Source organism: Streptomyces adustus (genome assembly GCF_009377175.1).
Lineage (GTDB): Bacteria > Actinomycetota > Actinomycetes > Streptomycetales > Streptomycetaceae > Streptomyces > Streptomyces adustus.
In genome coordinates this window covers 46017-64843 of sequence record NZ_VJZD01000020.1, presented here as the reverse complement: position 1 = coordinate 64843, position 18827 = coordinate 46017, and the positions used below count along the sequence as shown (strand labels likewise).

Genomic DNA, 18827 nt, shown 5'->3' with positions numbered 1-18827 from the left:
GGGCAGGCCGCCGGATGACGGCCTGCCCCGCGCGAACCACCGTCACCCTGCGGGCAACCGCACGCACAGGGCCGGAACCGGCCGAGGCGGAGCCCGGACGCGCTAACGCACAGCGACGGGTCGCGCGTGACCGGCGAGAGCGGCCCGCAGGGCCCGGTATACCGGCTTGGCCTCGTAGTGCTCGTCCAAGATGTTGACGGCGCCCTCGCCTTCGAAAGTGTTCGGCACCCACAAGTACTTGTCCGTGAAGCCCTACACGGTGAATGAGACGCAGTGCCGGGTACGCAGGCAGGCATCCAGCAGGAGCCGGTACCCCTCAGCCTGCGTGCGCAGCTTCTCCTCGTCGGGCGGCATGATCATACGGACGTCGGCCTCGGTCACCGCGGTCTGTACTCCCCCCACGAACGAGAACACCAACGGACTCCTGCGGCAGTACTTCCCGAAGGGCACTGACCTCTCGCGCCGGTCCGCCGAAGAAGTCCAAGCCGTCGCTCACACACTCGACACCAGACCCCGTAGGACACTCGGTTGGAGGACTCGATGAAACGGCCTGCGCTCTGCAGGGTCATGCCGGTGGCGAACAGCCGCTGAATCGCCAGGTCGTGCAGGTCACGCGCAATACGGTCACGATCCTTGAGCACCGCGACCTCCTCGGCGTCCTGACGGTGGTCCGCCAGCTCCATCGCGAGGGCGGCCTGTCCGGCGAAGGCCTTCAGAGGCTCGGTCTCCCTCGTCGACAACTCCGGCTGCCCGGCCTTGCGCGCCAGCAGGACCACCCCTCGGGGACCTCCCTCACCCGTGCCGATGGGCACGGCCACGGCGGGACCGAGTCCGGTGAACCGCGCAGGCTCCGGGGAGATCCGGTCGTCCCTGCCGACATCGGCGCTGGAAACCGGGGCAGCACCGGAGAAGGCGAGCCCCATCAGGCTGCTCTCCATGGGCAGGACCAGGCCCCGGTGGGCTTCGGCGTCCATCCCGACAGCGATCTCCACCGCGAGTGACGTGGTGTCCTCCATGGGCAGCGCGACCGCGGCCAGGGCGGAACCGGTGATCTCGCCGGCGCGCTCGGCGATCAGAGCACCGAGACGTCCCCCTCGTCGAACTGGCCACCGCCTCGCTTCTCCGTCAGGTACAGGTTGCCGAACACCCGGTCGCGCACCCGGACCGGGACACCGAGAAAGGTGTTCATGGCAGGATGGTTCGGCGGGAAGCCGTACGAGGCCGGATGCGCGCAGATCTTCGCCAGCCGCAGCGGCTCGGGATGGCGGATCAGTTCCCCCAGGATCCCGTGGCCTTCCGGGTAGGGGCCGATACACCGGCGACCTGCTCCTCACCGACCCCAACCGTGTGGAAGGCCGAAAGCCGCCTGCCGTCCGGGCCGATCACGCCGAGTGCCGCGTACTCGGCGTCGACCAACACCGCGGCGGCCTCCACGATCCGGTGCGGCGCCTGCTCCAGGTCCAGCTCCCGGCCGACCGACAACACCGCTTCCAGCAGGCTGTGCACCCGGTCGCGGGTGCCACGCGCCGCGTCCAGCCGTGCCTGCAGTTCCGCCAGCAGCTCGTCCAGGCGCAGCTGAGGCAGCCATACCCGAGCTTCCTCGGGGGTTCCCATCGGTACTCCTCCAGGTCCCCTCGACCCACGGACACCCACCGGCCCGACCATGAGTCACGGTAGTGGTCGGGCACGGCTGCGGCAGGACATCCACCAGGGGCGCCGAACTCGTTTCGGGGTCACGCGTTCCTGCGACACCCGTCCCCGCCTGCACCGCCGACGGTCGCACAGCTTCCGCCTCGCGGCGAAGGGGCCGGAACGCGGCCACGACAGGCATCGTGGAATCCGCCGCCGGAACTGTGAAGAACGAACCCGGGTGGCCGACTCCGCGGTGCCGCGGTACTTCGAGCCGGGCCTCCGCCGGGGCGGACCGGTCGAGGCGGTGGCCCGCGCCATGGAACGAGCCGACGGGGCCCGGCGGCAGGCGGCAGGCGGCAGGCGGCACGGGCGAACACCGACACCCCGCAGGACGCCGCCCACGCCCGGCGGCTCGGCGTGCGGGGGCATCGGGCTGCGCCGCACCGTGGAAAACACCGAACGGCCCTTGCGGTGGTGGCCGTTCGGCACGAAACCGGACGCGGACGACGAGGCCTGGAGGGCGCGATGACGGGAGCTCAGAGAGGAAAGTGCACGCCGTACAGGGAGCGTCCGCCGACCAGGTCGCGCCCGGTGACCAGCTCGGGCGCGATGCGCACGAAGACCTCCTGCGGTGCCGGCGCCCACGACCGCGGCCCGGTCCGCAGCAACCGCAGATGCTCGACGGGATCTGTCACGACGGCCGCGGCGCCCATGACCACGACGCTCCATCCGGAGCACGCGGTGACATCGATCGCGTCGGCCTCGAAGGCGACCAGCGCTCCGTCGATCGCGCCCACCAGTTCCGAGGAGGCAGACGTGCGCATCAGCACCGCGCCGTCGCGGTCCAGACAGAAGTTCACCGGCAGAACGGCGGGCAACGCCTGGCAGGTGTAGACGATGCGCCCCACGGGCACGGTGGCCAGCAGACGCAGGCAATCCTGCCGGTCGAGTTCGCGGAATCCGTCGTTGGCGTCCATCTGCCTTCTCGTCTCTCCCCCTGTCACTGCGTCGATGGCAGTTCCCGTCGTCGAGTGGCGTCGGCGACCCAAGTCACCGACCGCCGGTCCCCGGCGCCTCGAGAAGGGTCCCGTTCGGACGGCGACGGGGCATCCATGATGTCGGCGGGTCCGGTGCGTACCCGGATGTCGCGCAGGCCTCCGGCCCGCAGCGCGACAAGCGCCTGTCCCGTCGGCCGACATTCCGGCCCGAGACCCATGGCCAGGGTCCCCCTTCCCACACCGTGCATCGGCAACAGCCCGGGCCTGCTCGGCCCGATGAGCGCCGGAACGCGCCCGTCCCGGCCACGGCCGAGTGGCGGAGGGGCGTCGACACCGCAGAGCACGGCCGCCGTCATGTGCGGTACGGCTGCCGACGCGAGCAGCACCACCCTGTTCTGCGACGCATCGCGGTGCCGCTCCGGACAGGCCGCACAGCCGGGAGCCATGCCCGCTCGGGCGGCAGTGCCCCCATGCGTCCGCCCGGGCCGCGCGCGGCGAGCGGCGAGCCCACGGCCCCCTTCACCCGAGGAGGCACCCAGCGGCCCGTTCACCCGCGTCTGTCCGCTCATACCTTCACGTCCTCAGCCCAGGCCGCCCGCACGGCGACCTCGTCGTGCGTCGGCTTCCCGAGGACCACCTTGACGGTGCCGGTGTCGGTGGCGCGGGCGAAGACGTCGTACGCCTCCTCCAACCGATCCGGCGGGAAGGTGTGGGTGACCAGGGAAGGTGTGGGTGACCAGGGAAAGTCTGGGTGGCCAGCTGTGCCGTGGGCAGTCGGCTCGCCGCCGCCATGCGCAGCAAGGTGGGCGCGTGCACAGCTCGAAGCTCTCCGGTACGCCGACCGCCGCGATGACCACGTCCGCGCCGAGTCCGTCGGTGAGATGAGATCGGCGACCGGCTGCTCGGGAACCTCGTCGGCGTCGGCCACGGCGTCGGCACCCAGCCGTCCGGCGGCCTCCAGCCGCGATGCGGCCAGGTCGACGGCGACGATCCGCACGGGAACGAAAAGCCGTGCCGCGATCGCCGCGAGGCCGATGGGACCGGCCCCGACGACGGCGACGGTGTCGCCCGGGCGGACGCGCCCGTTGCGGAAGGCGAAGGCCATCATGACGCTCATCACCGTCCCTTCTCCGGTTGCCGAGACTGGACCACACATCCAGGCTGTCCGGTCGCCGCCTGATCCGCTTGGGCCGTCCGGCCCTCATCGCCTGCCTGGACGGCCCAGCCGTGGACCCGTCGGCCTCGCGATGGCGCGACCGCGCAGGATGAGATCGACCTCCTGACGGTGCGCCTTCGGCGTTCGCACCGGGTGGGCCGGAAAGGACTTGCCCGATGCGTCGGCGGGGAGTCCGTCGGCCGGCGCCGCGAGTCATGGGCGGCGCTCCGGGCGGAGGGCCCGACGGTCTCTTGGGCTGAACGGCCCTTTCACCCCGCGAAGTCGGCCCTGTCGGCCCCGCGGCGGTGGCTGGTAGGCCCATGGCCTCGACCTGGTCTCGACTGCCACTGTCGCAAGAGTCACACAGCGACGAGAGGTGCGGACCGATGCATGGCGGCACGTACGCAAGGAAACTGCTGTGGCGGTGGCACCCCAACCCGCTGCGACGGCACGACGACATCGTCGAGGCCTGGATCGTCCTGTCCGTGTGGATCCTCGTCCTTGTGGGCGGTCCCGTCGCCGCTCTGGTGACTGCTCGTGCCGCGGACGACGTGTTCGATCGGCAGCGAGCCGAGCGGCAGCCCGTGCGCGCCGTGGTCTTGAACAACGCGCCCCCCAGCACCCCCGCAATGGCCGGCACCATCGCCCGCAGGGGTGCGGCCGTGCGCTGGACGGCATCCGACGGTTCGCCCCGCATCGGCCGAACCCTGGTGAACACCGGCCTCAAGGCCGGATCCACGGTCACCGTCTGGCAGGACCGTCACGGCCGCCTCACCACCGCACCGCCGAGCCCCGCGGAAGCAGCGATCGAGTCGGGCTTCCTGGGTGTCATGGCCGCAGCCGGCCTAGCGGGCCCGGTGTTCGGTACAGGAGCAGCCGCCCGATGGCGGCTCGACCGGCGCCGTGCAGACGCATGGGGCAGGGAATGGGATCAGGTCGGACCGCGATGGAGTCACAAGACGGGCTGAACGCGTGCCGCGGCCTCCAGAAGGCGGACGACCGCACTGCAGTCGGCACGACGGCGCAGTCCGCGTGCGCGACGACGCCGAGGCCGAGGCCGACCGACCGACCCGACCATGAACCCGCCGATCGCGCCGATCCCGCCGAGGAATCGGGAACCCAGGACGAGGAGCTCGGCGTTCCCGGCCGCCTCGGCCAGTGCGGCACCTTCTCCAGGTGCTGCCTCGACCGGTCAGGTGCGAGGAAGGTGTGCCGGTGACATCCCAGTCGCGAGTGATGGAGGGTGGTGCCGTCCTGCTGGAGCCGACGGTCCGGGACTTGGTCACCCATGGGGGACGACGGCCACGGGGCAGCCGACGTGGTGGATCGCGGCGTGGGTGACGGGGCCGGTGCGGGGTCCGACCGGGCGCTCGGCGAGGCGGTGGCCGACGACGAGGAGACTGGCTCCGGTGGCGGCCCGGACGAGCGCGGTCGTGGGCCTTGCCTCCACCACCGTTGCCAGCGCTTCCACGTCGGGGTACTTGTCGCACCACACCTGGAGCACGGCCCGGAGGAAGCCCAGCCACTCCTCGCCCTGCCGGCGCTCCGTCACCAGACCGATGTCACCAGGGCCGAGGCCGACGGGGCCGGACGTGTGCCAGGCGTGTACGGCCCGCAGCCGGGTGCGCCGGAGCCGGGCGGCCTCGAAGGCGAACTCGATGACCTCGTCGCAGGCTTCGTCGAGGTCGATCGCCAGCACGACGTCGCCGTAGCTGGTGTCCGTCGAGGCTTCTCCGTCGCTCGTCGGCAGGTGCTCGTCCGCCGCCTCCTCGTCCGGGCGGACGAGAACGACGGGGCGGGTCGCCTTGGCGACCACGCCGAACGCGACGGATCCCACAAGGAATCCGGTGAAGCCGCTCAGTCCGCGCGAGCCCAGGACCATCAGGTCGGCCTGGTCCGCCGCCTTCAGCAGGGCGGCGGTGGCCGGTCCCTCCATCTGCTCCTCGGTGAGACGGACTCGGGGGCGTTCGGCGCGGACTCGTTCCGCCGCCTGCCGCAGGGCGCGCCGGGCCAGATGCCGCTGGGCGGCGTTCGCGATCTCGCGGTCCTCGTGGCGAGGGTGCCAGTCCCAGGCGTGCACCAGGTGCAGCGACCTGCCCCGCCGCTCGGCCTCGCGGGCCGCCCATGCGGCGGCGGTCAGGCTCTCGGGGGATCCGTCGACTCCGACGACAACGGGCGAAATCATGTCGGCACCTCCAGCGCTCGGTCTGTCGTCCGGTACCAGCGTCGCGCCGCCGCCCACCAGGGGGGAGAGGCTGCTCAGTCCCCTCCGGGGGCCGTCCGGCCCTTCTCCCCGGCGTTCCCGTCGGTCCGCGAGCGGGAGCCGACAGCTCTCCCCCGGCCGCACGCGGACCGCCGGTCCCGCAGCCGGATGTCGATCGGCGAGCGGTCCCACGGCGGCACCGTCACCTCCAGCGCGCTCCTGACGGAGCCGCACGTACGTTCGCCGCCGTGGGATCGAAGCCGCGCGACGTCAGGAGACGCGGCGGCGCCGTCGGCCGCGACACCCTGTCCAAGGACATCGTCCGCCTCATGCAACCGTGGGACGTCAGCGCGGTGCGCATGCTCGAAGGCGAGGGCGGCCCGGAGGGTGTCGTCAGCCGCTGGGATCTGCTCGAGGTGTTCCCGCGGGACGGCGAGGACCTCACCGCGCAGGTACGGCGCGGGGTCGTCGACCGTCTGTTCCCGCCGCCCGCCGTGGCCACCGGCGCCGTCAGTCGTGCGGCACCACCGCCACCGGTGCCCAGGCGTGCTGCAGCACCGCGTGGGTCACCGGGCCGATACGGCCGCCGACCGGCGCCTGGCGCTGCTTGCGACCGACGACGAGCAGCGACGCGTCCCGCGATGCGTGCACGAGATGACGGCCGACGCCGCCGATGACGGCCTGCTCCCGCACCTGAACCCCGGGGAACTTGTCCTTCCACGGTCGCAGGACGTCACTGAGCCCGTGCCGTGCCTCCTCCGCCAGTTCGGCGTCGAGTCCCGGATCCAGGACGACGCCGTTTCCGTGGACGGCCGCGGGGTTCCAGCCGTGGACCACCCGCAGGCCCGCCGCGCGTCGCCGGGCGGCCTCGAACGCGAACTCGACGACGGCGTCCGCCGTGCTGTGCAGCTCCAGCCCCAGTACGACGTCGCGGTACGGAGTGGTGGTCGCCTCTGCGCCTGTCGCGTCCGGCCGATGTTCGTCCTCCGCCTGCTCACCGGCCCGCACGAGGACGACGGGCCGTTCCGTACGCGCCACCACGGCGAGGGCGACGGAACCGACCAAAAATCCCGTCACCGTACCGAGCCGCCGGGATCCCAGGACGAGCAGTTCGCTGTCCTGCGCGGCGGTCAGCAGGGCCGGAACCGCCGGTTCTCGGACCTGGTGGGTGGTGATCCGCAGACCGGGGTGGCGTTCCGCGAGCCGACGCTCCGCCTCGCGCAGCAGACGGCCGCCCCATTCGCCCTGCGCGTCGACCACGCCGCATGGCGGAATCCCCGCGAAGGACACGTACTGCGGGCCCCGCGAGTCGCCGGCGTTCAGCAGACGCAGAGTCATCTCTCTCTGTGCCGCTTCGCGAGCGGCCCAGAATGCGGCGGCAAGGCCTTCTCGCGAGCCGTCGAGACCGACGGTGATGGGAAGCATGTGCGGACCTCCTTCAGGGATGCGCTGTCAGTCTGCGAGCCCGAGGCACGCGGCAGGAGGGGCCAGAGGTCCCCGTCAGGAGCCGCTCGGCCCGGGCCGGCGGCACGATGTCGCACCCAGCATCGTGGGCCGTGGACACGCCGCCAGGTGGCCTGGCCCGGCCCTCGGACGGCCGGGCACGACGGTTCCGGATGCCCGACCGGACCGCTCCGCGCGCCGCGCGGATGCCGTCGCACGCGCCTCCGCGGCAAAGGAGCCGATGTCGACGCCCGCGATCACCGGGCACCCGGAACAGCGCATCGCGGACGCTGCGCGCGTGATGGAACGGCACGGCGTCGAGCGACTGCCGGTCGTGGACGAGGAGGACCGGCTCATCGGCATCGCCACCCGACGCGACCTACGCACCGCCTGGACGGCCGTGGCGCAGCTCCTGAGGCTGGAGAAGCGGCCAGCGCAGGTCTACAAGGGCCACCACGACCCTCGTGTGCTGGCGGCCGCCGCCCGGCCGCGGTGGCGACCGGTGCCGGGGCAACCGTCTCCTGGGCGGACGGCGCACTGCCGTAGGGCGATTGCCGGGGCGGCCCGGGCACGTCGGGCGACGGGACGGCGGCAGGCAGGTCATCCGTGGGGCACCACGAGCACCGGGCAGTGCGCCCGGTGCAGCAGTGTGCGGACGACCGGGCCCGTCCGAAGGCCGAGCACGCCCGTACGGCGGTGGGCACCGATGACGACGACCGCGGCCTCCCGGGTCGCCGCCGACAGTTCGTCCGCGGGAGCGGCGCGAACCGTGCGGGTCTCCACCCTGACGCCGGGATGCCGGTCCTGCAGAAGGGTGAGGGCGGAACGCGGAAAGGCCTCCTCCGATCGGTCCTGCCTGGCCGACCGTTCCCGGCCCGAACGGCTCGCCGGCACCGGGGAGGGCAGTTCGGGAGTGAGGCGCCGTCGACTCGGACAGCGCAGGACACGCAGCCCCGCCCCGCGCCGCTGGGCCTCCCGGAAGGCGTACTCCGCCACTTGGGCGTCCGTGCCGTCCGCCAGGCCGAGCAGCACATCGCCGCCGTCGTCCCGCGGACGGTCCCCACGGACAACCAGGAGCGGCCCCCGCGCGAGCGCGGCCAGCCTCGGACTCACCGAACCGAATGCCGCTCCTGTCCACGCCCCCAGGCCACGGGTTCCCACGACGACGAGGTCCGCGTCGGCGCTCTCGCGCGCCAATGCGCGCACCGCACCGCCCTGAGCCACGACGGTCTCCACCCGCAGTTCCGGATGCCGCGCACGGATGCGCGCCACAGCGGAGCCCAGGACCGGTGCGGCCTCGTCGCGGTCGGGGACCGCGTACAGCACGCGCAGGGAGGTGCCGTGCCGCACGGCCTCGGCCGCGGCCCAGTCCGACGCTCTGACGGAAACGAGCGAGCCGTCGACTCCGACGACCACGTGATGCGAAGTCATGGCTGTGCCTGTCCTTTCCCCGAAGTGAGGTGTGGTGGACGCGGCGCCCGACGGACGCGCCGGGGCCCACCCGGTCTGGGAGGACGGCCGGGGCCGCCTCACCGCCGCGCCGCCGAGTTCCACGGAGGCGGCCATCGAGTCCGGCGCCCTGGGCACGGCGGCGGCCGCCACCCTCGCCGGCCTGGTGTTCGGTGGCGGAGCGGTCGTCCACTGTCGGCTCGACCGACGCCGCATCGACGGATGGGGCAGCGAATGGGACCGGGTGGGACCCGACTGGGGTCACAAGACCGGCTGACAGCACGCCGGATCCGGGGCTACGGGCCAGACATCGGCCTGGAGCCCTGCCGTATCCCTCCTCGCCGTGCGTCGGTGCGTCGGCGGCGTCCTTGGCCCATTTCTCGACCGCACCGAAGTCGCCGAACTCGCCTCCCTTTCCGGAGCGGAGGACCGTGCAGGCCGCCCACTGCTTGCCGCCTTCCTCGACGTTCAGCCCGTCCCTGCGCAGGTAGTCGGCGACGGCTTCGGCGATCTGCGCAGTGGAGCCGTTCGTCGTTTTGTGGGTGACCGACACGGTGCCGGCCGTGGCGCCGGTCGTGGTGGTCCCCTCCCTTCACAAGCGGCGCAGCCAGTCGTCGGCAACGCCGTGCATCGCCCCGTCCTGTGCGCCGGTCCTCAGGTGTGCGTCATCGAGTCGGTAGGTGAGTCCGTCCACCACGTCGACCACGCCGTCGATCCGGCGGGTCATGGACACGGCGATCTCGGTCTCGCTCTTGCGTTCCATGTGCCCCGTGAGGGTGACCACGCCCTCCGTCACGGCGACCTCGACGCTGCGCGGCGCCAGCCAGAGGGCACGTACCAGGACTTCCTCGATCACCTCGTCGCGGATCTCCTGGTCGGCCCGCAGGAAGACCTGGAGGAGGTCGCGACGGGTGACGATCCCGACGAGCCGGTCCTCCTCGTCGAGGACGGGGAGCCGTTCGACGTGCTTCTGGGCCATGGTGCGGGCGGCCTGCACGATGCTGTCGTCCGCGTGCACGGTGACAGGCGGTGCCGTCATCAGCTGGCCCGCGGTGCGGGCGCTGCCCTTGGCGGCCTGGCGCTTGGCACCGGGCGTCAGCTCGGTGAGCCTCGCGCGGTGCTTGGGCTCGTAGGGCTCGGCAGCGGTCGCCTGGCGCATCATCAGGTCCGTCTCGGACAGAACACCGATGACCTTGTCGTCCTCGTCCACGACCGGCAGTCCACTGATCCGGTGGGTCTCGAGCAGCCGGGCGACCTCCTTGAACGGTGTGCCGTACTCGGCGCGGACGACGTCCGTGGTCATCACGGAGCCGACCTTGTTGTGCCTCATGGCCGTTCCTCCTCAGCGCAGTCGGCGCAGATAGGGGTCCTGGGGGCGGCGCGGCAGCAGACGTATCCGTGCGTCGAGCACGGTGACGCCGCCCGGTGTCGCCAGGACGGGGTTGAAGTCGGCCTCGGCGAGCTGCGGCAGGTCGGCCGCCATCCGGGACAGTCGCAGCAGCAACTGCTCCAGTTCCCCCAGGTCGACGGGGGTGTTTCCGTTCGCGCCCAGCAGGAGCGGGGCGCACCGCGGCGAGGTGATCAGTTCGTGGACGTCGCGGTCGGTGAGGGGGGCGAGGCGGGCCGCGTGGTCGGCGAGGACCTCGGTCGCGGTACCACCGAGCCCGAACAGGACGAGCGGGCCGAAGACCTCGTCCTGGACGACGCCCGCGAGGAGTTCGGTGCCGCGGGCGGCGAGGGGTTGCAGGACCACACCGGTCATGAGCCCGGCGAAGCGGGTCTCCAGGTCGCGGAAGGCGGCCCGGATCTGGGAGTCTCCGCGCAGGTCGAGGTGGACGGCGCGCTGCTCGGACTTGTGCAGGAGGCCGGGCCAGTGGGCCTTCATCACCACGCGGCCGTCGAAGCCGCGCAGCCGGGCGGCGGCGCGCACGGCCTCGTCCTCGCTCTCGGCCCAGGCCCACGAAATCTGTGGGATGCCGTAGGAGGCCAGCAGGTCGGCGCAGGTGCGCGGGTCGAGCCAGCCGCCGTCGGGCTCCCGTGCCAGGTAGTCCTCGACGACCGTGCGGGCCCGCTCGGGCTCGACGTGATCGAGTTCGGGGACGGCACCGGCGGGCCGGGCGAGCCAGGCGGCGCGTCCGGCGGCGTGGGCCAGCGCGCGAGCCGCGGCCTGGGGTTCGGCGTAGGAGGGGATCGTGCCGCCGTCGGCGGCGGGCAGCAGCCGCACCGACTGATCCTGCTCCAGGCGTACGGCGATCACGGGCCGCGCCCGGCGGCCGGGGGCCGCGGTGACGGCCCGTACCAGGTCGTCACCGGTGGCCGCGGCGACCGCCGTGGGCACGAGGGCCACGATCACCGCGTCGATGCCGGGGTACCGGGTGAGGCGGTCCACGCATTCGGTGAGCTGCTCCTCGGAGACCGCGGCGGTGGCGTCGACGGGGTTTCCGACGGCCGCGCCGTCCGGCAGCACCGCGAGCAGTTCGTCGGCCATCGCGGGAGTGAGCGGGGGAAGGGCGAGGCCCGCCTCCGCGCAGGCGTCGGCGGTGAGCACGCCAGCGCCGCCCGCGTTGGTGACGATCGCGACGCGGCTGCCCTCCGGCGGCGGCTGGGCGTGGAAGAGGGCTGCTGTTTCGAGGAGTTCGCCGACCGAGCGGGTCGCGGTGATGCCGGCCTGGGTGAACAGCGCGCCTCGTGTCATGGTGCGGGTGGCGGCGGCTGCGGTGTGGGAGGCCGCGGCCTTGCGGCCCGCGTCGGTACGGCCGGCGTCGACCGTGAGCACGGGGATTCGGCGCGTGACCCGGCGGGCGGTGCGGGAGAAGGCGCGTGGGTTGCCGAAGGACTCCAGGTGCAGCAGGGCCAGATTGGTGCGGCCGTCGCCCTCCCACCACTGGAGCAGGTCGTTGCCGCTGACGTCGTACTTGTCACCGAGCGAGACGAAGGACGACACTCCGATACCCAGCCGGGACAGTCCGTCGAGCAGCGCGATACCGATCCCGCCGGACTGCACGGCCACCCCGGCCGTCCCGGGACTGGGATGCCCGGCGGCGAAGGTCGCGTCGAGGTTCAGCCCTGCGTCGGTGTGGCAGATGCCGAGGCAGTTGGGTCCGACGAGGCGCATGCCGTATGTGCGGCAGGCGGACAACAGGGTCTCGGCCTGGGTGTGATCGAGGCCGGCGGTGACTACGACGAGGGCGCGTACCCCGGCCCTGCCGCACTCCTCGGCGACGGTCGGTACCGCGCCGGCCGGAACGGCCACGATCACCAGATCGGGCGTCTTCGGCAGCGCCGCCACAGAAGGGTGGCACGGCACGCCGAGCACGGAGGAGACCTTCGGGTTCACCGCGAACAGGAGACCGGTGAAGCCGCCCGTGCGCAGATGGTGCAGCACGGCCCGGCCCACCGATCCGGGGGTGCGTCCCGCCCCGGCCACGGCGACGCAGGACGGCCGCAGCAGCGGCAGCAGGCTGGCCACGTCGGCGGCGCGGCCCCGGGCCTCGACGGCCGACAGGTAGGTTTCGTCCTGGTCGAGGTGGATGGTGCAGCGCACCTCCGGTCCCTCGAAGTGGCGGCTGGAGCGCAGGCCGAGATCGGCGAAGAGCCGGAGCACCTCGTGGTTCTCGCTGAGCGCGTCGGCGGTGAACGTGGTGATGCCCGCCGCCCGCGCCGCCGAGACCAGGTGCTCGGCGAGGAGGGTGCCCACACCCCGGTGGTGCAGGCCGTCGGCGACGGCGATGGAGATCTCCGCCCCCTGCTTGTCCGCGCCGTGCTCGCCGTCCCCGCCGGTGTCGTACTCGGCGAGTCCGATCACTCGTCCCTCGACCTCCGCCAGCAGAGCCCGGTAGCCCGGGCGGGCCGGGGCGCAGGCCCGGTCGGCGGCCATCGCGGCACAACGCTGGCTCGGCGCGAAGAAGCGCAGGCGGAGGTTCTCGGGAGACATCTCCTCGTAGAACCCGTGGAGTTGTCCGCGGTCACCCGGCAGTACCGGCCGGATGCACACGGTGGTGCCGTCCGAGAGCAGGGCGTGGACCGAGGGCCGGTCGAGCAGGTCGTCCGTCATCACAGATCTCCTCCATCGCTTTCGGTACTTCGATCGTCCGGCGGAGCGCACCAGGAGGCCATGGGCTGTACGGGGTCGTGCCTGGGCCGGTCGGCCCCGCAGGGGCACCGGCCGGCCCCGCCCCCACCGGGAGGCGTACGGCCGGAAGGCGTCAGTCGTCCGCCACCAGCGCTGTCAGATCCAGGAGACGGTTGGTGTAACCCCACTCGTTGTCGTACCAGCCGAAGATCTTGGCCAGGGTGCCGTGGGCCTGGGTCAGGGCGGGGTCGAAGACGCAGGACGAGGGGTCGCCGATGACGTCGCGGGAGACGATCGGGGCCTTGGAGACGCGCAGGATGCCGTGGAGCGGGCCGTCGGCGGCCACCTCGAACGCGGCGTTGATCTCTTCCACGCTCGCCTCCCGGGCGAGGACGACGGCGAGGTCGGTGAGCGAGCCGTCCGCCACGGGCACCCGGACCGCGATCCCGTCCAGCGCCCCGGCCAGCTCCGGCACCACCAGGCCGACCGCACGGGCGGCTCCGGTGCTGGTGGGGATGATGCTGAGCGCGGCCGAGCGGGCCCGGCGCAGGTCCTTGTGGGGGCCGTCCAGGAGGGACTGGTCGTTGGTGTAACCGTGGATGGTCGTCATGACGCCGCGCTCGACACCGAAGGCGTCGTCGAGCACCTTCACCATCGGGGCGACACAGTTCGTGGTGCAGGAGGCGGCGGAGACGATGCGGTCACGGTGCCGGTCGTAGGTCCGGTCGTTGACGCCCATCACGATGGTGGCGTCCACCCCCTTGCCGGGTGCCGACAGCAGCACGGTGTGCGCTCCGCCCTTCAGGTGCAGGGCCGCAAGGTCGCGGTCGCGGAAACGCCCGGTCGACTCGACGACGATGTCGGCGCCGTGGTCGGACCATCGCAGGGCGGCCGGGTCGCGTTCGGCGGTGACGGTGATGCGGTGTCCGTCGACGGTGATCGAGCTGTCGTCGTGGAGGACCTCGCGCCCGATGCGGCCGAACGTCGAGTCGTACTCCAGCAGATGGGCCAGGGTGGCGGGTGAGGTGATGTCGTTGATCGCGACCACCTCGACGTGCTGAGTACCTTGCTCGGCCCGGTCGAGAGCGGCGCGCAGGTAGGTGCGGCCGATGCGGCCGAAGCCGTTGATTCCGACACGAACGGTCATGGCAGTGCTCCTTCGGCAAGTGAGCGGCGGTCAGGCGTCCCAGGTCCGGTCGGCGGCCTCGGGGAAGTTCATGGTGCGATGGAGGCGGCACGAGGGGTCCGGGCGAAGGGCTTCGGGGGTCGGCGAAGGTCTTCGGGCGTCGGGACGCGGCCGGCGCGATCGAACGGGCGGCCGACCGTTTCCCTCATGTCCGCTCAGGTACGACCGCGACGGCGCAGGCGGCGTGGTGCAGCACGCCGTGGGCGACGCGTCCCAGCTGGAGACCCAGGTGCCCGGGATTGCGCCGGGCGCCGACCACCAGCAGGTCGGCCTCGTGCGAGGCGGCCAGGAGGACCCTGCGGGCGGGGCCCTCCACCGTGCGGCGGTTCACCTCCACGTCGGTCGGCACCTGCTCCAGTGCCTTCTCCAGCACCTCGGAGGCGTGCTGCTCGTGCAGTCGCGCGGGTTCCCCGGCGAGCAGGGGGTGGTCGGTGCTCTCGTGTGCCGGGCACCGCCATGCCCGTACGGCGTCCAGGGCCGCGTGGCGCAGCCTCGCCTCCTCGGCCGCGAAGCTCAGGGCGGCCGAATCCGTGCCCTTGTCGCCGACGCCCACCACGACGCGGCCGTGATCCCCGGCGCTCGGTCGGTTGTCCTGGCCACCGCCCAGCACGATCACCGGGCAGGTGGAGTGGGCGGCGACGGCCAGGCTGACCGAGCCGAGCAGCATCTCGACGAGCCCGCTGCGGCCGCGGGTGCCGAGCACGAGGGCATGGGCCCGGCGTCCCTCGCGGACGAGGGCGTACTCGGGTTCCTCCGGCAGCACGTCGGTGGAGACCTCGATGCCGGGCCGGCACAGCTGAGCCCGCCGGGCGGCGGTCCGCACGATGTCCTCGGCCATGACCTGGTCGGACGGCTTGCCGAGGTCGTCCGCGAGGGACGCGCCCTCGTAGCGCTCCCAGAGGGAGGCGTACACCACCCGCAGCGGCACTCCGCGCAGGGCGGCCTCGTCGGCCGCCCAGTCCACGGCTCGCAGGCTGGGTTCGGAGCCGTCCACACCGACGACGATCGGGAGGGCCATGTCGCTCACCGCCCCGACCCGAGGTCGAAGACGATGCGGGCCTCGACCTCGCCGCGCAGCACTGCGTCGATGGATTCGTTGACACTCTCCAGCGGGCGGATCTCGCTGACGACCCGGGTTCGGCCGGCGGCGTGCAGCCGGAAGACCTCGGCGAGGTCCTGCCGGGTGCCGACGATCGAGCCGATGACGGAGGTGCCGTTGAGGACGGTGTCGAAGATCGGAAGGCGGACCGTGCCGTGGGCGGGCAGGGCCACCATGACGAGCTTGCCACCGCGCCGCAGACCGGAGTTCGCCGCCTCGAAGGCCGCGTCGTTCACGGCGAGAGCGATCGCCGCGTGGGCGCCGCCGTGCCGCTTGAGGACCTCGCCGACGTTCTCCTTGCGGGCATCGATGACGATGTCCGCACCGAGTTCGGCGGCCAGTCGGAGCTTCTCGTCGGTGACGTCGATCGCGGCGACCGTGGCGCCGGCGATCTTCGCGTACTGCACGGCGAGGTGACCGAGGCCGCCGACGCCGGAGACGGCGACGAGCTGGGCGGGCTTGACGTCGGCGACCTTGAGCGCCTTGTACGTCGTGACGCCCGCGCAGGTCAGCGGGGCGGCGTCGAAGGGGCTGACGCCGTCGGGCACGGGCTGGGCGAAATCGGCCCAGGCCAGCATCTTCTCGGCGTGGCCGCCGTCGCAGCCGTAGCCGGTGTTGACCTGCTGCTCGCACAGCGTCTCCCAGCCGGAGAGGCAGTGCTCGCACCGCCCGCACGCCTTGCCGAGCCAGGGCACGGCCACCCGCTGCCCGACGGACAGGTGGGTGACGCCGACGCCGAGTGCCTCGACCAGGCCGACGCCCTCGTGGCCCGGCACGAACGGCGGGTCCGGCTTCACGGGCCAGTCGCCGCGGGCGGCGTGGATGTCGGTGTGGCAGAGCCCGGAGGCTTCCACCCTGACGCGGACCTGACCGGGTCCGGGCTCGATGTCGGGGCGTTCCTCGATGACCAGGGGCTCGCCGAACGCTCGCACGACAGCTGCCTTCATGGGTCTCTTCTCCTCGAACGGTGGACCAGCGGTGCCGGATCAGGCGTGGGGGACGACGGCGACGGGGGCGGTGGAGTGGTGCAGGACGGCGTGCGTGACATGGCCGATGTGCGCGCCGAACGGGCTGCGTCGGATCCGCCGGCCCACGACGACGAGGGAGGCCTCGCGGGAGGCTTCCACGACGTGGACGGCCGCGCTGCCGTAGCGGGACTCCTCGACGATCTCCACGTCTGGGTGCTTCTTCCGCCACGGCCGCAGCACCTCGGCCAGGACTTCGGCCTCCCTCAGGGCCAGCGCCTCGTGCAGCACGGGGTTGGCGGGGGTGCCGTATGCGTAGTAGGGCGGCGGGTTCCAGCCGTGGACGACCCGCAAGGACGTGGCACGCCGTCCGGCGGCGTCGAAGGCGAACTCGATCAGGGTCTCGTCCGGGTGCTCGACGTCGAGCCCGAGGACCACGGGCCGGAACGGTGTCGCGGCCGAGGGGATGCCGGACGGGTCCGGCTCGTGCTCGTCGGCGGCCGTGGCCGGCGCGCGCACCAGCACCACGGGGCGCTCCGCGTGCGCGACGGCGGACAGACCGATGGAACCGACCACGAGCCCGCCGAGCCCGCCCAGACCTCGGGAGCCCAGGACGAGCAGTTCGGCGCTCTTCGCCGCCCCGGCGAGCACGTCCCCCGGGTGTCCGGAGAGCTGCTCCGTGATCACCTCGACTCCGGGGTGGCGCCGGCTGATGCCTGCGGCGGCTTCCCGTGGGATCCGCTCGGTCCAGTGCTGCTGGGTCTCGGCGCCCAGGAGCGGGTCCTGGGCCATGGGGTCGGGCACCGGCTGCCAGACGTGCACGATCTTCAGCGGCAGGTCGCGCAGCTGTGCTTCGCGAGCCGCCCATTCGGTGGCGGCCCGGCTCTCGCGCGAGCCGTCAATTCCCACGGTGATGGTGCGGAGCATGGTCTCTGCCTCCTGGGTGAGGGATCCGATTCCACAGTCGTCTTCGGGGAGCTCCTCGGGCAGGGGCCACTGGTCCCGGATCGGGGCCGACCGGCCGCCTGCACGGCCCGGTGCGGTGGCCCGCTCGCGGGCCACCGCACCGGCGGTGTTCACCGCAGCCAGCGGTGGTCGCGGACGAGGGGCAGCCCGGCCCAGTACCGGCCCGCGCCCAGGGTGTCGCCGGCCGCGGCGGCGGCCAGAGCGATCAGGGCGACGGCGTAGATCAGGTGGTAGTCGGCGAACGGGTTCGCCGACATGCTCGCCGAACCGTCCGCGAGGTGCCTGGTCGGCGGCCACTCGGCGACCCACATCAGCGCCATCATCGCCGTGCCCGCGACGGCGGCGATCCGCAGCGCGAGCCCGACGGTCAGGGCCAGGCCGATCCCGAGCAGGCCGAGCATGAACAGCCAGTCCGCCCACGGGGCGCCGGCCCAGGAGTGGAAGGTGGATCGCATCGGGCCGGCGGCGACGGAGCCGAGGAACCCCTTCGTCGGCGATCCGCCGTCGATCCAGCCCTTGCCCGACGGGGTGGCGTAGCCGAGCCCGAAGGTCTTGTCGAGGAAGGCCCACAGGAAGACGAACCCCGTGAGCAGGCGAAGGGTGGCGAAGGCGTAGGCCTGCGCGGTGTGCGTGCCGGCGTCCGCCGACACGGCCGACTCGGATGCGGAAGCGGTCCGGTTCCCGCGCAGCGACGGCAGGTGGAAGCCGGAGCCCCGTTGCGGGTGCTCGTGCAGGGCCATGGTCGTGATTCCCTTCGGGGACGGTCGGGGCATCGCCTGACATCACCCACTCTGGCCGTCGTCGTCGGCCGGCACCGGATGCCGAAGGTCTGCGGCCTTGGGGCCGAACGTCCCTGCGTCTCGGGGCCGTTGGGCGCGGCGGGGCGGCCACACCGCCCTCGAGTGCCTCCAGCGGATGCCGCTCACCGGGGCGGGGGTGGAGCACGACCGCCAGGAGCCGGCCCGGAGGATGCCGACGGCCGTGGCGCGTACCCACGCGGCTCGAACCGTCAGTAGACGGGCACGCCCTGTTCCCGGAAGCGCGCACGGACCCTCTCGGTCAGGGCCATGTAGGGAACCGGCGTCGCGCGCAGCGGGAAGGGGATGCCAAGGGCCTCGTACTCGTACTTGGGAGCGCCCAGTTCGTGCAAGGGCAGTACGTCAACCCGCCGGACCGTGCCGAGCCCGGCGATGAAGCGGACCAGGACGTCCACGGCCCGGGGCGCGTCGGTCCAGCCGACGCGAGGACGTACCGGATCCACGTCGGGACGCCGAGGCGGTCCAGGCGGGTGGCGAAGCCGAGGGTGGGGGCGAGTGCGCCGCCGGTCGGTTTCCGGTAGGTGCCGATGTCGAAGGACTTGATGCCGAGCAGGACCAGATCGGTGTCGGCGAGGAATGCGTCGGTGGCGCGGGCGCCGAGGAAGCCGGAGGTGTCCACGGCCGCGTACAGTCCGGCCTCCTCGCAACAGCTCAGCACCTCGCCCGTGAAGGCGGACCGGAGCAGCAGTTCCCGTCGATGGCCAGCACCAGGTCGGCGGCGTATGCCAGGGTGCCATCGACGTCGCAGAGCTCCCGGTGGATCGCGACCCCCGATGCCCTAAGGACGTCTTTTTCAGCCATTCCCCTATAACGCCCCTGTACGGAAAGGTACTTCCGTAC

The 18827-nt window shown here is 72.5% G+C and carries 14 protein-coding genes and 5 pseudogenes; 4 read left to right on the top strand and 15 right to left on the bottom strand.

Annotation, left to right across the window (positions count from 1 at the left end; translation table 11 throughout):
* Positions 1–252 precede the first annotated feature (252 nt).
* Positions 253–381 (bottom strand): hypothetical protein, encoded by a 129-nt coding sequence (locus FNH09_RS49745; RefSeq protein WP_338017506.1) that lies wholly within the window; start codon positions 379–381, stop codon positions 253–255.
* 19 nt (positions 382–400) lie between these two features.
* Between FNH09_RS49745 and FNH09_RS07695 the strand changes: the two are divergent.
* A pseudogene (locus FNH09_RS07695) lies at positions 401–544 on the top strand (IS30 family transposase); the annotation flags it as partial.
* On the opposite strand, the pseudogene FNH09_RS07690 reads toward FNH09_RS07695, so the two are convergent.
* The 3 genes and pseudogenes from FNH09_RS07690 to FNH09_RS07680 all read right to left on the bottom strand — a co-directional run.
* Positions 537–1614: pseudogene (locus FNH09_RS07690) on the bottom strand (GAF domain-containing protein); the annotation flags it as partial. The pseudogenes FNH09_RS07695 and FNH09_RS07690 sit on opposite strands and share 8 nt — an antisense overlap.
* A gap of 554 nt (positions 1615–2168) precedes the next feature.
* Positions 2169–2609 (bottom strand): pyridoxamine 5'-phosphate oxidase family protein, encoded by a 441-nt coding sequence (locus FNH09_RS07685; RefSeq protein ID WP_152885991.1) that lies wholly within the window; start codon positions 2607–2609, stop codon positions 2169–2171.
* Positions 2610–3195: 586 nt separating this feature from the next.
* A pseudogene (locus FNH09_RS07680) lies at positions 3196–3717 on the bottom strand (zinc-binding dehydrogenase); the annotation flags it as partial.
* A 455-nt stretch (positions 3718–4172) separates the two neighbouring features.
* Between FNH09_RS07680 and FNH09_RS07675 the strand changes: the two are divergent.
* Positions 4173–4754, top strand: coding sequence for an Rv1733c family protein (locus FNH09_RS07675; RefSeq protein ID WP_152885990.1), 582 nt, complete (start codon positions 4173–4175; stop codon positions 4752–4754).
* Between the two features lie 314 nt (positions 4755–5068).
* On the opposite strand, the gene FNH09_RS07665 is transcribed toward FNH09_RS07675, so the two are convergent.
* Positions 5069–5971 carry a universal stress protein gene (locus FNH09_RS07665; RefSeq protein ID WP_152885989.1) on the bottom strand — a complete coding sequence of 301 codons (903 nt, stop codon included), beginning with the start codon at positions 5969–5971 and terminating at the stop codon, positions 5069–5071.
* Positions 5972–6499: 528 nt separating this feature from the next.
* Positions 6500–7414 carry a universal stress protein gene (locus FNH09_RS07660; protein ID WP_152885988.1) on the bottom strand — a complete coding sequence of 305 codons (915 nt, stop codon included), beginning with the start codon at positions 7412–7414 and terminating at the stop codon, positions 6500–6502.
* Here FNH09_RS07660 and FNH09_RS50070 point away from each other — a divergent pair.
* Positions 7404–7763 (top strand): annotated as a pseudogene (locus tag FNH09_RS50070) (hypothetical protein); the annotation flags it as partial. The gene FNH09_RS07660 and the pseudogene FNH09_RS50070 sit on opposite strands and share 11 nt — an antisense overlap.
* 269 nt (positions 7764–8032) lie before the next feature.
* Here FNH09_RS50070 and FNH09_RS07650 read toward each other — a convergent pair.
* On the bottom strand, positions 8033–8863 hold the full coding sequence (locus FNH09_RS07650) for a universal stress protein (RefSeq protein WP_152885987.1): 831 nt from the start codon (positions 8861–8863) through the stop codon (positions 8033–8035).
* Positions 8864–8897: 34 nt separating this feature from the next.
* Here FNH09_RS07650 and FNH09_RS07645 point away from each other — a divergent pair, with 34 nt between their 5' ends.
* Positions 8898–9158 (top strand): hypothetical protein, encoded by a 261-nt coding sequence (locus FNH09_RS07645; RefSeq protein WP_152885986.1) that lies wholly within the window; start codon positions 8898–8900, stop codon positions 9156–9158.
* Between the two features lie 315 nt (positions 9159–9473).
* Here FNH09_RS07645 and FNH09_RS07640 read toward each other — a convergent pair whose 3' ends face one another.
* The 8 genes and pseudogenes from FNH09_RS07640 to FNH09_RS07605 form a co-directional block, all read right to left on the bottom strand.
* Complete coding sequence (locus FNH09_RS07640; protein WP_152885985.1) at positions 9474–10211, bottom strand: CBS domain-containing protein; 738 nt, start codon at positions 10209–10211, stop codon at positions 9474–9476.
* Between the two features lie 12 nt (positions 10212–10223).
* Positions 10224–12935, bottom strand: a complete 2712-nt coding sequence (locus tag FNH09_RS07635) for a bifunctional acetate--CoA ligase family protein/GNAT family N-acetyltransferase (protein WP_152885984.1) — start codon at positions 12933–12935, stop codon at positions 10224–10226.
* Positions 12936–13086: 151 nt separating this feature from the next.
* Entirely contained in the window at positions 13087–14100 is a 1014-nt protein-coding gene (gap, locus tag FNH09_RS07630) for a type I glyceraldehyde-3-phosphate dehydrogenase (protein WP_152885983.1), read from the bottom strand.
* 184 nt (positions 14101–14284) lie between these two features.
* Positions 14285–15157, bottom strand: coding sequence for a universal stress protein (locus FNH09_RS07625; protein ID WP_152886002.1), 873 nt, complete (start codon positions 15155–15157; stop codon positions 14285–14287).
* 5 nt (positions 15158–15162) lie between these two features.
* The gene (locus FNH09_RS07620) at positions 15163–16185 is read right to left on the bottom strand and encodes a zinc-dependent alcohol dehydrogenase (RefSeq protein WP_152885982.1); all 1023 of its coding nucleotides are present in this window, start codon (positions 16183–16185) and stop codon (positions 15163–15165) included.
* A gap of 39 nt (positions 16186–16224) precedes the next feature.
* Positions 16225–17130 (bottom strand): universal stress protein, encoded by a 906-nt coding sequence (locus tag FNH09_RS07615; RefSeq protein ID WP_152886001.1) that lies wholly within the window; start codon positions 17128–17130, stop codon positions 16225–16227.
* A 149-nt stretch (positions 17131–17279) separates the two neighbouring features.
* Positions 17280–17909 (bottom strand): DoxX family membrane protein, encoded by a 630-nt coding sequence (locus FNH09_RS07610; RefSeq protein ID WP_152885981.1) that lies wholly within the window; start codon positions 17907–17909, stop codon positions 17280–17282.
* A gap of 269 nt (positions 17910–18178) precedes the next feature.
* A pseudogene (locus FNH09_RS07605) lies at positions 18179–18678 on the bottom strand (radical SAM protein); the annotation flags it as partial.
* Positions 18679–18827: the final 149 nt, after the last annotated feature.